The 14,831-nt window shown below is 36.6% G+C and carries 14 protein-coding genes; 2 read left to right on the top strand and 12 right to left on the bottom strand.

The features are described from left to right. The first annotated feature begins 125 nt into the window (after window positions 1-125). Window positions 126-482 (top strand): histidine triad nucleotide-binding protein, encoded by a 357-nt coding sequence (locus SAR02S_RS03455; protein WP_041956896.1) that lies wholly within the window; start codon window positions 126-128, stop codon window positions 480-482. Window positions 483-520: 38 nt separating this feature from the next. Here SAR02S_RS03455 and argH read toward each other — a convergent pair whose 3' ends face one another. From argH to SAR02S_RS03415, 8 genes are all read right to left on the bottom strand, one after another. Beyond that, window positions 521-1,906: an argininosuccinate lyase gene (argH, locus tag SAR02S_RS03450; RefSeq protein WP_041956894.1), complete on the bottom strand. Its 1,386-nt coding sequence runs from the start codon at window positions 1,904-1,906 to the stop codon at window positions 521-523. A gap of 66 nt (window positions 1,907-1,972) precedes the next feature. After that, window positions 1,973-3,550, bottom strand: coding sequence for a phosphoenolpyruvate carboxykinase (ATP) (gene pckA, locus SAR02S_RS03445; protein WP_041956890.1), 1,578 nt, complete (start codon window positions 3,548-3,550; stop codon window positions 1,973-1,975). 216 nt (window positions 3,551-3,766) lie between these two features. Next, complete coding sequence (locus tag SAR02S_RS03440) at window positions 3,767-5,572, bottom strand: biotin/lipoyl-containing protein (protein ID WP_041956889.1); 1,806 nt, start codon at window positions 5,570-5,572, stop codon at window positions 3,767-3,769. A 15-nt stretch (window positions 5,573-5,587) separates the two neighbouring features. Continuing rightward, on the bottom strand, window positions 5,588-5,839 hold the full coding sequence (locus SAR02S_RS03435) for a hypothetical protein (RefSeq protein WP_041956887.1): 252 nt from the start codon (window positions 5,837-5,839) through the stop codon (window positions 5,588-5,590). A gap of 173 nt (window positions 5,840-6,012) precedes the next feature. Continuing rightward, on the bottom strand, window positions 6,013-8,838 hold the full coding sequence (locus SAR02S_RS03430) for an FAD-binding and (Fe-S)-binding domain-containing protein (RefSeq protein WP_041956886.1): 2,826 nt from the start codon (window positions 8,836-8,838) through the stop codon (window positions 6,013-6,015). A 141-nt stretch (window positions 8,839-8,979) separates the two neighbouring features. Continuing rightward, window positions 8,980-9,621 (bottom strand): response regulator transcription factor, encoded by a 642-nt coding sequence (locus SAR02S_RS03425; protein WP_041956884.1) that lies wholly within the window; start codon window positions 9,619-9,621, stop codon window positions 8,980-8,982. After that, a complete protein-coding gene (locus tag SAR02S_RS03420) occupies window positions 9,618-11,756 on the bottom strand; it encodes a sensor histidine kinase (protein ID WP_232293977.1) in 2,139 nt (712 codons plus the stop codon). Before SAR02S_RS03420 ends, SAR02S_RS03425 begins: the two co-directional genes overlap by 4 nt. Window positions 11,757-11,819: 63 nt before the next feature. Beyond that, window positions 11,820-12,080, bottom strand: coding sequence for a hypothetical protein (locus tag SAR02S_RS03415; RefSeq protein WP_041956880.1), 261 nt, complete (start codon window positions 12,078-12,080; stop codon window positions 11,820-11,822). Between the two features lie 238 nt (window positions 12,081-12,318). On the opposite strand from SAR02S_RS03415, the gene SAR02S_RS03410 reads away from it, so the two are divergent. Then, window positions 12,319-12,939 carry a DUF3800 domain-containing protein gene (locus SAR02S_RS03410; protein ID WP_041956878.1) on the top strand — a complete coding sequence of 207 codons (621 nt, stop codon included), beginning with the start codon at window positions 12,319-12,321 and terminating at the stop codon, window positions 12,937-12,939. Between the two features lie 176 nt (window positions 12,940-13,115). Here SAR02S_RS03410 and SAR02S_RS03405 read toward each other — a convergent pair whose 3' ends face one another. From SAR02S_RS03405 to SAR02S_RS03395, 4 genes are all read right to left on the bottom strand, one after another. Beyond that, complete coding sequence (locus tag SAR02S_RS03405) at window positions 13,116-13,625, bottom strand: thermonuclease family protein (protein ID WP_041956877.1); 510 nt, start codon at window positions 13,623-13,625, stop codon at window positions 13,116-13,118. A gap of 65 nt (window positions 13,626-13,690) precedes the next feature. After that, window positions 13,691-14,383 carry a hypothetical protein gene (locus SAR02S_RS03400; RefSeq protein WP_041956875.1) on the bottom strand — a complete coding sequence of 231 codons (693 nt, stop codon included), beginning with the start codon at window positions 14,381-14,383 and terminating at the stop codon, window positions 13,691-13,693. Continuing rightward, window positions 14,371-14,505 (bottom strand): hypothetical protein, encoded by a 135-nt coding sequence (locus tag SAR02S_RS13635; protein ID WP_269746283.1) that lies wholly within the window; start codon window positions 14,503-14,505, stop codon window positions 14,371-14,373. Before SAR02S_RS13635 ends, SAR02S_RS03400 begins: the two co-directional genes overlap by 13 nt. A 34-nt stretch (window positions 14,506-14,539) precedes the next feature. Next, on the bottom strand, window positions 14,540-14,830 hold the full coding sequence (locus SAR02S_RS03395; RefSeq protein ID WP_041956873.1) for a hypothetical protein: 291 nt from the start codon (window positions 14,828-14,830) through the stop codon (window positions 14,540-14,542). Between the last annotated feature and the right edge of the window lies 1 nt (window position 14,831).

The raw sequence follows: 14,831 nt of genomic DNA, 5'->3' as shown, positions 1-14,831 counted from the left end.
CCATTTTAGTCAAACTTTAATTATAAAAGGTTAAAATCTAACGTTTATTCTAAATTCTACCAACACCGTTGGCAAGCTTAGAGATTCTCAATGTATTACAAAACCAAAAAATAGAGGAGAAGGCGATGACTATCTTTAGTAAAATTGTAAGTGGCGAAATTCCTTGCAACAAAGTACTTGAAAATGAGGAGTTTTTAGCGTTTCACGATATTAACCCAAAAGCGCCTGTGCATATCCTCATTATCCCAAAAAAAGAGTATAAATGCTTTCAAGAAGTTGATCCAAAAATCATGGTGGGACTCACAGAATTCACGCACAAAATTGCAAAACTTTTAGGTTTGGATGAGAGTGGATATCGCTTGATTACGAATAACGGAAGTGATGGTGGGCAAGAAGTAATGCATCTACATTTTCATCTTTTGGGTGGGGCAAAACTTTCGTGGAGTCACCTCAGCGACAGCGACTCACATAAATTTCTTTAAAACACACTCGAAGAGGTAAAAACCTCTTCGACTTGCCTTTATTTACGTGCTTTCATCCATGTTTCAAAAATTTCAATCTGTTTACATGTAGAAGTTACCGCCGTTCCACCTTGGGAGGTTCGTGCGTTCATAGAATGGACTAAAGAGAGGTATTGACTCACGTCTTCACCAATGCGTGCATCAACTTTTTGAAGCTCAGGCACACTCATAACACTAAGATCTATTCCTAAACTCTCCGCATGCGCTACGGCACGTCCTGTAATGAAATGGGCTTCGCGGAAAGGAATATTACACTTTTGAACCAAGTAGTCTGCCAAATCGGTTGCACTTAAGTGACCCATTTCACACGCTTGTTTCATGCGACCTACATTGATCGTCATCGTACGTACCGCTTCTTTAAGAATATTGAGTGACATATAAACGGTTTCAACACTGTCGAACACGCCCTCTTTATCCTCTTGCATATCTTTATTGTACGCCAAAGGAAGCCCTTTTAGCACGGTTAAAAGCGAAATAAGATTGCCATTCACACGTCCTGTTTTACCGCGTAAAAGCTCAGGTACATCAGGATTTTTCTTCTGTGGCATAATGGAGCTGCCGGTAGAATACTCATCGCTTAAGGTAACAAATTTAAACTCATAGCTTGACCATAAAATAAGCTCTTCTGCAAAACGCGAAACGTGCATCATAATAGTTGAAATATTAAAAAGAATTTCTAACGCAAAATCACGATCACTCACCGTATCAAGACAATTGACACTAACACTATCAAAACCTAATAGTTTTGCAACATACTCTCTGTCAATATTATGAGGTGTTCCAGCCAATGCTGCACAACCAAGTGGTAAGACATTGTTTCGCTGGTATGAGCTTTCTATTCGTTCAATATCACGTTTAAACATCGATACATAGGCTAAAAGATGAAAAGCAAGATTTATCGGTTGAGCATGTTGCAGATGCGTCATACCGGGAAGTAACGTGTTGGTATGCTCTTTGGCAATATTCATCAAAACGTCAATCACCTCTTCCAACACGCGAACAATCACTATATTCTGTTTTTGCACATAAAGTCTAAAATCAACCGCGACTTGGTCGTTACGACTACGCGCTGTATGAAGGCGTTTTCCCGCTTCTCCAATAAGATCAATGAGTCTTGTCTCCACAGACATATGAATATCTTCATGGGCAATATCAAAAACAAATGTTCCTGCTTCGATTTCTTGTTTGATTTGCAACAATCCTGTTGCGATTTGATCGGCTTCTTCTTGAGTAAGAATACCCTGCTTTGCAAGCATTGTTGCATGGGCAATGGAGCCTTTAATATCCTCTTCGTATAGTTTTTGATCGAAAGGTAATGAAGCGTTAAATTCGTCGAGTAGAGCTGCTCCGCTTGCGGCAAATCTGCCAGACCATAGCTTTGACATTAAAAAATCTCCTTGATTGTAAAAAAGGTAAAGGAGTTTGTAAACTCCTTTACATGTAAAGTTAAATTAGAGTTTTGGACCAGCAATTGAAAAATCAGAATCCGAAGTAATATACTTTTTGAAGTTCTCAATAAACATCTCAGCAAGCTCATCTCTGGTTGCATCATAAAGGCTTTTATTTTCCCATGTATTTTTAGGATTAAGAATCTCAGTTGGAACACCTGCAAGCGCTTTTGGTACTTGAATGTTAAAAACAGGAATACTTTCGAACTCACACTCGTTGATACTGCCATCTAGGATTGCATTGATGCATGCACGCGTTGCTTTGATACTCATACGTTTACCGACACCATAGCTTCCGCCTGTCCAGCCAGTGTTTACCAAATAAACATCGACATTATGTTTGGCGATTTTTTCACCTAAAAGTTTTGCATACGCCGTTGGATGCAGTGGTAAGAAAGCCTCACCAAAACATGCACTAAACGTTGCAACAGGCTCTGTAATGCCACGCTCTGTTCCTGCAACTTTAGCCGTATATCCACTAAGAAAATAGTACATCGCTTGCTCTTTCGTGAGTTTGGAAACAGGAGGTAAAACACCAAATGCATCAGCACTTAAAAAGATAATCTTTTTAGGATGTCCTGCTTGTAAGCTTGATTCATGATTATCGATGTGATAGATTGGGTATGAAACGCGAGTATTTTCAGTTTTGGAGGCATCAGCATAATCAACAACATGGTTGTCGTTAATCACAACGTTTTCAAGAAGTGCATCTTGGCGAATGGCACCATAAATTTCAGGTTCACTGCTTGGATCAAGATTGATACATTTTGCGTAACAGCCACCTTCAAAGTTAAAGATGCCATCGTCATCCCAACCATGTTCGTCATCACCAATCAACTTGCGCTTAGGGTCTGTTGAAAGGGTTGTTTTACCGGTACCTGAAAGACCAAAAAAAAGAGCGGTGTCACCTTTTTCACCCACATTGGCAGAACAATGCATAGAGAGTTTGCCTTCTAATGGTAACCAGTAGTTCATCATAGAGAAGATACCCTTTTTAATCTCTCCACCGTACCATGTACCACCAATAATCGCGATATTCTCTTCGACGTTAAAAACCACAAAAACATCAGAGTGAAGACCCTGTTTTTTATAATCATCATTCGCCATTTTACATGCATTGTAGAGTACGAAGTCTGGTTTAAAATTGACAAGTTCTTCTTCGGAAGGTCTGATAAACATATTTTTTACAAAATGTGCTTGCCATGCAATTTCAGTAACCACACGAATACTTTTTCGACTTGCTAAAGTACCGCCACTGTATGCATCTTGAACGTAAATATCTTTACCAGAGAGCTGTTTCTTCACTTTTGCAAACAACTCATTAAAGACTTCTTTACTCACCTTTTGGTTCATTTTTCCCCATGAAATATACTTGTTGGAAGGCTCTTGATCTACAAAATATTTATCTTTTGGGCTACGTCCAGTAAAAATTCCTGTATCAACGCTAAATGTTCCATTGCTTGTAACACGACCTTCGTTATTAGCAATTTCGTGTTTTAATAGCTCATCATAACTCAGATTGTAGTGAATTTTTTCAATATTGGTTAACCCTAACTTCTCTATTTCATTAATCTTCGACATAGTGTTTATATCCTCAAAAACATTTTTATTTAAAATAGACAACAGAATACCTGTTGACCTCCCAGAGCCAATACCTTGCGTGCTCTTTGGTCTCAAAGCATACTCTTTGAGACCACCTCATCATTTTCTTTGAATTTAGATCACTCTTAATACTTCAATGCCCAAAGTTGAAGCATTCATCTTTTAGTGATTATCTTTCCAAGAATCCCTCAGCAATTATAAAGTGACAAGTAGTTGATTATTAACGATCGTATCGCCGACATTAACTCTCACACTGCTGACCACACCATCTACGGATGCCGCCACTTCGATTTCCATTTTCATTGCTTCAATAATAATAACAGGTTGTCCTTTAGTCACTTTATCACCGACATTGACAAGAACTTTAAAAATAGTGCCAGGAACACCTGCTCGCACTTCTGATCCATTTGCTGGGATAAGTGCCGCATTGCTATTATCTTCGCTACAGCCCTCTTCAATTTCAATAAAATACTCTTGTCCGTTAATAACAAACGCATCTTGTTTATCAGAAGATTTAACATTATACTTTTGACCATTGACAATCACGGTGTAATCTTCAGAAGCATTGCACAATACTTTTTCTTTATCGGCTTTACCAATTTTACGTACGTTGGCTTTTGCTTCACCTTTTAAGAATGCAATTCCTTTTTCTTTACACGAAGCGGCGATAAAGAGGTTTTCTTCTGTTGTTTTAAGACCCTCTTTTTCCAAAAGTTCTTTTACATGTAAAAGAGATTTACTATCGTCAGCATCAGCAAGATCGAGTGCATTTTTCTTGGTTGGTTCAAGTTTAAGTTGCTTACTTGCAAGGGCAACAATTTTAGCATTTGGCGCTACGGGTGTTCTTCCAAAGTAACCTAAAACCATTTTGCCATAGCCTTCTGCAATTTTTGTCCATGGTCCAAACATAACGTTGTTAAATGCTTGTTGGAAATAAAATTGTGATACAGGCGTAACACTCGTACCATATCCACCTTTTTCAACCACTTCACGCATTGCTTTAATGATTTCAGGGAATTTATGCAAAATGTTGTTATCGCGAAGCATTTGAGTGTTGGCAGTTAATGCGCCGCCTGGCATTGGGGAGAAAGGAATCAGTGGAGAAACTTGTACTGCTTCTGGTGGCATAAAGTAGTCTTTTAAACAATCTTGTAAAACATCTTCATAGGTGAGGATTTTTTCAAGTTCAAGACCACCAAGATCGTAATCTTTACCTTTAACAGCATGAAGCATCGTTAGAATGTCTGGCTGAGACGTACCACCACTCACAGGAGAGGCAGCAAGATCGATACCATCCACACCTGCTTCAAGCGCTGCCAAGTAACAAGCAACACTAACACCAGCTGTTTCATGCGTATGAAGTCTTACATGCATGCCCTCAGGAAGAAGTCTTTTAGCCATTTTAATGGTTTCATACACTTTTTGCGGACTGGATGTTCCACTTGCATCTTTAAAACAGACGCTATGATAAGGGATACCTGAATTTAAAATATCTCTGAGTGTTTTTTCATAAAAGGCAACATCATGCGCACCCACGCATCCTGGAGGCAAATCCATCATTGTAACAACAATCTCGTGTTTAAGACCATGGTGTACAATTCTCTCACCGCTGTATTTGAGGTTTTCAATATCATTGAGCGCATCAAAGTTACGAATAGTTGATGTACCATGTTTTCTAAACATTTTCGCATGCAAATCAATAAGCTCGCGGTTTCCAGTATCGAGCATAACAGTGTTAACGCCACGTGCTAACGTTTGAAGGTTGGCATCAGGTCCTGCGATGGAGCGGAATCTATCCATCATTTCAAAAGCATCTTCATTGAGATAGAAGTAAAGACTTTGAAAACGAGCCCCTCCTCCAAATTCAAAATGGTTAATACCAGCGTCCCTTGCCGCAGCTACTGCCGGCAAAAAGTCATCCATAAGTACACGTCCACCAAAAACCGATTGAAATCCATCTCTAAACGTAGTATCCATCACATCGATGTATTTTTTCGCCATCTTCGTTTTGCCCTTTTACTGTTTTGATTTTTTGTTGTAAGACTTGATAGAAGCAGCTCTAGCTGCTACAACTGCGAAGTTACCGTTTTGCAATAATCCTAAAGTAGAATTACTCATATGCATACTTACTGCGTTAAGTAAAAAAGAGTGCATACCGTTTTTAGCCTGAGCGTTTAGAAGAACGACCATTAAAGCTGAAAACACAAACAGCGTGGAGATGCCAAGAACCAAGAACATGAGGCTTTCCACAAACAGATTAACTTCCATCGACGTAACCCTTTTTGTTTAAATCTAACTAAAAACCATAGTCAAAATTTTAGTATTTTATCATTTTATTTATTAAATCAAACCTATGGAAAAGTGCTTTTTGAAAGGTGAAAAAAGGAGAAATCTATCGCTTCGTGTTGGATAGATTTCCCTTTTACATGTAAAGAAGTTTTTTACGAAATAGCGCGTTCTACGAGGTAGAAAAGTGAGCGATAGTTGAGTCCACTCTCTTCGCTGAGACCTATTTCACACGTTTTACTGGTTGAAAATGCCAGTTTTGTATCTTCAGGGATGGCGGCTTTGAGGTGGCGAAGTGCTGATTTATTCAACTCAGGAAAGGTAAATCCACGATCTCCCGCAAAACCACAACAGCCGATCTCGGCAGGAATAGTCACTTTGGTACTGCAAAGGCGAGCAACTTTCTCCAATTTCTCAGTCAAACCCATTTTGCGCGTACTACACGTTGGGTGAATAACAACAGGCTCATCAATCGGTGTAAATGTGACTTTGCCAACAAGATACTCTAAAATGAACTCAACCGTATCGTGGACTTTGAGTTCATCACCAAAGTTTTGTGCCATTGTTTTACTGCAAGGGCTCATATCACATAAAATAGGATATGTGCCATTTTCACTGGCTCTAAGAAGTGCATTTTTCAGTTCATCCGATTTTTGTTTTCCCTCTTGTTTATACCCTTTACTGGAAAACGGCATACCACAGCAGAGTCCATCAATGGCGCTCGGGATGATCACATCGTATCCCGCTTTTTCCAAAATGCCTATGATGACTACATCCAAAGACTTCTCGTTTGATTTTTCATTTGGATTTGCCATGGTTCGGTTGATACAGGATGAAAAATAGACCACTTTATCCGCTTTACCCGTACGTTTGATGCTTGGATGGAAGCGGTGCCCAGCAGGAAGGCTCGCTGACCAGAGTGGTAGTTTATTCGCAGTGATTGCTCTAAGCCCCTCGCTCATGCCTTTCATAATGCTATTAGGGATTACCGCATTCACACCTTTGACGGCACTAAGCGCAACACTTCCCGTACTTAAAATGCCACCGTAATGATCTGCCATAAATCCAGCGATGGAGTGTCCTAGAGAGCCTATTTGATTAGCTCTAAGTTTCTTCGTTAAGGAACCTGTATCAATGCCCACAGGACACGTGAGAGAACAAAGTGAGCAGGTTGCGCAGGTTTCAATGCCATCATACTGGTACAATGCACTAAACGCTTCAAGTGCTTCTTCTTCGCCTTCATTTTTAAGCGTTGTCATATAACGATTAGCGACAATACGCTGACGAGGTGTTAATGTAATAAAATTCGATGGACACGTTGGCTCACAAAAACCGCATTCGATGCATTTATCAATGTACTCATCCGTTGCAGGCATCGACTTGAAATTTTTGAGATGCGCTTTTGGGTCTGCGTTGATGATAACGCCTGGATTGATAAGTCCCTTAGGATCGAAAATCGCTTTGATTTCCTTCATCAACACATACGCATCACTGCCCCACTCCAACTCAACAAATGGCGCCATATTACGACCTGTCCCGTGTTCTGCTTTGAGGCTTCCTTGGTATTTGGTCGCGACTTGCTCTGCTACTTCTTGCATAAAGGCTTCATAGCGTTTGATTTCGGCTTCATCATCAAACGCTTGGGTAAAGACAAAGTGTAGGTTACCATCAAGCGCATGCCCAAAGATAATCGCTTCGTTATAGCCATATTTTTTAAATAACTCTTGAAGCTCTAGTGTTGCATCCGCCAAAGATTCGATAGGATACGCAACATCTTCAATGATAACAGTTGTTCCACTCTCTCTGACAGCTCCAACAGCAGGGAAAAGCCCTTTGCGAATTTTCCAGTATTTGGTGTACTCATAGACGTCTTTGGTAAAATGCAGTGGCATCTCAGGTTCAATGTGAGCAAGTTTTTCCAAGATAATTGCAATATTTTCATCCAATTTTGCATCATTTTCGGCACGGCTCTCGACTAAAACAGCGGTTGCTGTAGGACTGAGCGTTTTCAAAAAGCTTGGCATGCCCTCGTTATTTTCGACACTGGCAAGCCCTGCTCTGTCCATCATCTCAGCAGCAGCGACATTGTCTTTACACTGTGTTTTGAGCACAATAACCGCGTCACATGCATCTTTGATGTTTTTAAAGATCATCAAGGCACTGGCTTTGTCTTTGTACTCAGGAACGGTTTTAAACGTAATCTCTTTAATAAATCCCAGTGTGCCTTCGCTACCAATCATCAGATGCGCGATAATATCGATCGGATCTTCATAATCCACGAGCGCATTGAGGCTATACCCACAGGTATTTTTGATCTTGAATTTGCGTACAATTTTATCATGAAGCTCTGGGTTGGCTTTAATCTCGGAAGAGAGTGCGCTAATGCGCTCTACCAAAGCATGGTGGTATTGTTTAAAGTTATGAATACTCTGAGATGACGCCGTATCAAGCTCACTTCCGTCATGGAAGATAATCTTCATCGATTCCAGCGTTTTGTAGGAGTTATCGGTTGTGCCACAACACATGCCACTCGCGTTATTAGCAGCAATTCCGCCAATCATTGCAGAGCCAATACTCGCAGGATCAGGTCCTATTTTTTTACCATAAGGAAGCAAGTAGGCGTTAGCGTCTGCACCCACAACAGAAGGTTGCATCGTGATTAAACTCACCTCTTTGTTAACGTTGATCCCTTTCCAATCTCGCGAAGTTACGAGTAAAATAGAATCGGTAATCGCTTGCCCAGAGAGGCTTGTCCCTGCGGCTCGAAAAACAACAGGTAAGGAGAGTGAAGAGGTAATTTTAAGGATTTGGCTCACTTCATCCGCATCATTGACCCAAACAACCACTTTAGGGATAAGCCTATAAAATGAAGCGTCAGTACCATATGCGATGGTATGAAGAGGGTCTGTAAAGATTCTCTTCTCAGGAATAAACGTAACGATTTCATTGTAGAAATCAAGGTAATTTCCGCTTAATAGCATCAAGACATCCTTATAAATATGGGTTTTTATTCAGTGTAGCAATACGGTATAAAAAACATATGATATTTTCTTAAAAACCTTTACATGTAAAGTATCAAAAGAAGAAAAGTGACACGCTTACATGTAAAGTTTAGTGCGACATTAATAGCGTAAGATGTACCCCACATCTACAACCGTTTCGATACATTCAAAAGGAATTTTTTTCCTAAGTCTTCGCATCAAAGAGCGAATAGAATCAAGGCTTGCAAAATTACCTTCCCATACCATCGCTTGAATTTTATCAAACGAAACAACTTTCCCTTTTTCGCTGATTAAGACATTAAGCAGAAGTTTTTCTTTACGCGAAAGATGTTCTTCACAACTTCCTATTCGTAATAAACTTGTCTTAAAATCAAACTGACAGTCATGTCCAAGATCAACAATATCATTGCGTATGTTGCACAATTTCTCAATTTTGATCTCAAGTTCATCAATAAAAAAAGGCTTTTTCAAAAAATCATTACAGCCATAACTGTAAGCATCTTTGATCACTTCAAGCTCGACACTGGAGCTGATGATAATAACAGGCGTTTCAGGATAAAAATCACGTACATTTTTTAGAATTTCAATGCCATCAAGACTTGGAACATTGATATCTAAAATATAACATCCATAGCCATTATCCATCGCATCATACGCCGCTTTGCCATCTACAAAAGTATCAATCGCATAACCTTTTGCTTCTAACCGTTTTGTAATGGTCGCATTAAGACGGGCATTGTCTTCCAAAAGTAAAATTTTCATTCGCCACCTTTCATTGCATTGGGAACTAGAATGGTAAATTCTACCGTACTATTTCCATAATTTTGCACACGAATACTTCCACCCATTTTATCTTCAATAATCATTTTTGCCATGTATAACCCAAGCCCTGTCCCATTTTTACTTGTCGTAAAGTAAGGATCAAAGATAAAACCAATAATTTTTTCTAAAATATGTCCACCATCATCGCTAATCACAATTTTCGTATGGATAATTTCACGATCCACTTCAATCATAATTTTTGAACCCTTGCGCGTTTTGACAATCTTATTTTTGGCATTATTGATAACGTTAAGTAATACCTGCTTAAACTCATTTTCATAACCGTAAACAGGAAATGTTCCCTCATCTTTGAGGTAGGTTATCGATAGATCAATATGCGCATAAAAGATCGGTCTGCCAATAATCTCGAGGACTTCGCTGAGTGCCTTTTTCGCACAAAAAAGTGTTTTACGAGTCGATGGCTTAAGGAAATTACGAAAATCTTTCAGTGTTTGAGACATATACTGTATTTGAATAATGGAATCGCGTACAAACTCTTTCATTTTCGCACGATCCATTTCGCCGCTGTTGAAACAAAACTCCATATCTTGCATAATCGCCGAAAGCTCTACCAAAGGTTCATTCCATTGATGTGCGACACCTGCGATCATTTCTCCCATTTCTGTGAGTTTAGATTGCTGAATTAAAAATTGCTGATGCTGCATGCGCTCAGTCATATCATCCATCACACATACAATTCCACCCAGACTGCCATCACTATTACTGTAAACAGCTTTGCTAAGTGTAAAAAGCCGTGCCCTTTTTTTAGGAAGATGAAGCATGAGTTCAAAGGTTTCAGAGCCTTTTTTCGCTAAAAGGACAAGGTCGCTCTTGCGCCTCTCTTCTGCCCATTCGCTAGGGAAAAAATCAAAAATTGTTTTTCCAATCATCTCTTCTTTCGTGCGATCATAAAGTTTAGCAAATGCCATATTGCTCCCAATATACTCGCCTGCGACATTGGTATAATAAATAGGGTTGGGGATAGTATCGAGTAAAACTTTGATAAATTCCAATTGGTTTTTAAGCGCCATCTCACTCTGTTTTCGAATACGTACATTTTGCATCAAAAAGAGAACAACCATAATAATTGAACTTAAAGTTGCCACGAAAAGCCATACATAATGTTTGTACTCATCATAAAAAGAGAAAGGTTTGTTGATAACTTCATAATTTTTTACAACTGAAGATGCATCAATTCTATGGCTCTCTAATTCTTTGTAGTCAAACATATAACGATTGGGACTCTTCTCAACAACGGGGATATAACTCGGATCCTTTCCCGCAAAAATTTGATCTACTATTTTACAGGCAGCTTCTGCTTGAGAAATAGCACTGGTTAAAAAACCTCCCACAATGCCATAGTCCAAGTAAAAATCCCATAATCCATAAATGGGCGTATTGGTAATTTTGCGAATTTGCTGCAAATTTTCTTTATACGTGAAAAAGCGCCCTGTTTTATCTTTGAAAAGCAAGACCCACAATATGGCACTATTTTTACTGAGTTGCCCCGTTTTGGAAGCAATTTCATCCATGTCCATACTGTCAACATGTTCGATCTCTATACGCTTTTGATACTTAGGCGCTACAGCATCAATCTCCTTACGAATAGCATCCCCCGTGATTGATTTTTCATTGATAACGAGGATCTTATCTAAGTTAGGATGCAGTGAAAGAATCAAATCAATATTTTTTTCAATATCCACATTTTCAACAACGCCGCTAATATGATTAATATTTTTAATGAGGGAGGGCTCAAAGTTATTGATACCTAAAAAAACGATGGAAGACTTAGAGAAAAGCTCTTCATAGTGCTCTTGAACAAATTCTAATGCACTGTTATCTGCAACAATGATGACATCAAAAGAATAGTGTTTAAATCGTTCTTTATAGTAGTGGTAAAACTCTTCTAAATACTCTTTGGTATCAACGCGCTTGGTATCCATATATACTGTGGATAAAAAGATATTCTCTTTATCTAAAAAGTTATTCTCAATCACTTTGGATATATCATCACTCCATTTATACCCTTTATGATACGAATGAATTAATAAAATATCCTTGGTGTTCTGAGCCAAAAGAACTCCGAAGCTCAAAAAGAGAAGTACAAAAATCTTTTTCATATGTGAAAAGAAAAGTACTTAGATAATAAAAAAGTTTTCAGGATGTTTAATGATAGCACCATGTTCTGCAATAGCCTCATCAGCCATATTATAGCGTTCATTAAAAATAGGATGGTGAAATTGTACTTCATCATTAATGATCTCAAAAACCATGGTTTCGTATACAATTTTCTTTGAATCACCCTCAAAAAAAGAGTGTCTTACATGCATACTAATCGTTGAAATTAAAAACTCTCTGCCATCAAGCTTGATAACATTTTTTAGTTCTAACTCTCTCATCAATAACCTTTCGAGATTTAAAAAATAGGAGTGATACTAACATAATTCAACATTGAGTTTACTAAAAAATGGAGTTTAAAAGAGAGAAGAAGAAAAATGAATGGTGCGGTCGGGGGGATTTGAATAATCGGGGGGGATTTGAATAAAACGTATGTTTTTTTAGTCTTTAACATAATGTTAACCACGAATTAAATTTTATTTGCATATGATTATTATGAATAAAAAAAAGGTTTATTATATGAATTTTTATATGGTTGATGAGTCTGGGAATTTAGGTATTGCAGAAAAATATTTTGTTTTGGGAATGTTTAATACAAGAGAAAGAATTAAAGTTAAAAGAATATTACAAAAATTTCAAAAAGATTATACTCATCAACTTGAGATTAAAGGTTCTCAACTTGATTTTACACAAAAACAAACACTAATTAATAATATGAAAGATATTGATTATACAATACATTATATGGTTGCTGATAAACAAAATACTAATTTATTTAAAAACAATGTTGATAAAAATATAATTTATAATTATTTACTTTCTTTTATAGCTATAAAGGTAATTAATGATAATAAACATTTAGATAAATTTATATTTCATTTAGATAATCATACTATAAAAGTTAAATCATTAAATAGTTTCGCTGAACACATAAAATTAAAAGCTCTAGAAAATGATTATTATGGTGTAATCGAAGTGCATTATTTTGATTCACATAAACATATACTTATTCAATATGCAGATATTATATCAAATGTTATTTATGGGAAATATGAAAGAGGAAAAGAACATTTATATGATTTATTGAAAAATAAAATAAGCACCTCTTTTAAATTTCCAATAAATGATTTTGGTAAGTAAACTTTAATTTTAGAAAAGATACAATTCTTTCAACGTAAGACCAATGTGGAGTATAAAGCATATAAGTGTAGTGTAGCTGCACCGAAGCATTGGCAGCTGTAAAGGGGTTCTTCGGGATCCCTACTTTTTTTACTTCTTCAGTATCATTCCTATGACATATTTCTATTTTTGTAATTTTACTTACACAACTTATTCATAACATCATAATTTATTGTCCAAAGACCTTTTTTCTCATCTTTAGCACTTTTCAAATCTTTTTCAAGCTCACCCGGATAAGGTGCTTTTTTATAAATACATGCAAAACCATCTTTAATAATTTGATTTGAATAGTCCACTCCATTTTTATTTACAGTTCCAAGTAAACGACCATATTGGTCTTTCTTATTTGACTCAATAACAACTTTATCGCCATTTTGAAAAAACTTAGAAGCATAGCCACTTGCTAACTTTCCTAGCTCTTGTTCATCATTAGCAGATATACCCGCTTTCTTTGCGTCCTTATCAAGTTTTGAGCCACTATATTTTTCGGGAGTATCAATATAGAGTATTCTTACCTTTTCTTCTTTTTTGCCTATCATAACGTGCAATGTATCGCCATCAGTTACCTTAGTAACAATACCCACACTTTCTACTGCAAAAAGTGGCAATGCAGAAAGCATAGAAACAATTATCAATTTTTTTAACATATCATTCCTTATTCAATATCTAAATGAATTATTATGGCGATATTCCACTAGTTTCATATTTTGTTTTATGTTAATTGGTTAAATTGTTGGTTTATAGACGCATAATAGTTTTCACGAAGCGCAATAAAATTCTTGTTGAATTGGTCAAATTCTTCTTCTGTCATAAATTTTTTTTCATTTGCGTTTAGTTTATTATATTCTATCCTTACTAAGTCGCTACATTGATATAAGGTCCATGTCGTATCTTTAAAACCCAATAAATTTAATTTTGCACATGCTTGATTCAAATGTATAAATGAGTCATTAAAATTATTTGAATCATTTATATATTTTTGATATATATTTTGATCTTTTTTATATAGTTCTTTTGGATATAAATTAAAACTTATACAGTTAAAAAGTCTTGTTTTGAATTGTGAAGCAAAATTTAAATGTTCTTCACTTAGTGCAAAAGCTTCTTCTAAAATTTTTATTTTTATTTGTATTTTTGCTTTATTAATATCATTTTCATAATTCTTTTCTAGCTTAGTTATTTCCTGTGCATAGCTTATTTCTAATTTTTTTATCTCTTTTTCATGGTTTTTCTCTAATTTGAGAATCTCATGGTCATGATTTAATTTTGCATTTGTAATTATATTTTTATTATTATTTTTCATAGCAAACCATGTACCCAACAAACCAACAATCGCAGGTATTCCAATTTGTAATCCAGTCGTTAGAACATCATATATATTTTTGCTTTGATTTATCGTTTCCATATTTTTCCTATCATAATATGCATTATATTGTCATCAGTAACCTTAGTAACAATCCCCACACTTTTTACTGCAAAAAGTGGTAATGTAATAAGCATAGAAGAAATTATTAATTTTTTAAACATTCGATTCCTTATTCAATATATTCAAAATGAATTATTATGGGTTTTTAGTACCTTTTTTTCCAGTATAAGGATTTACATTACCCTTGGTACTATAGTTATCAGATTTACTACTATTTGGACTTGTTCGTTTGTATGCAGATACCTGAGTTCCGTCTTTTTTTGTATAACCTTTGACTGAAACATCAGAAGATGATTTACTTGAAGAGCTTTTACTTGATGAGTAGCTTTTTGAAGATGAAGATTTATAAGAGCCACTACTTCCTTTTGCAAAAACTGGTGAAAAACACAAACCTACTATGATAAGTAGCGTACTTAGAAATTTCATA

This window comes from Sulfurospirillum arsenophilum NBRC 109478, assembly GCF_000813345.1.
In the GTDB taxonomy this organism is placed as follows: Bacteria; Campylobacterota; Campylobacteria; order Campylobacterales; family Sulfurospirillaceae; genus Sulfurospirillum; species Sulfurospirillum arsenophilum.
This window is presented reverse-complemented; position numbering and strand designations above follow the sequence as displayed.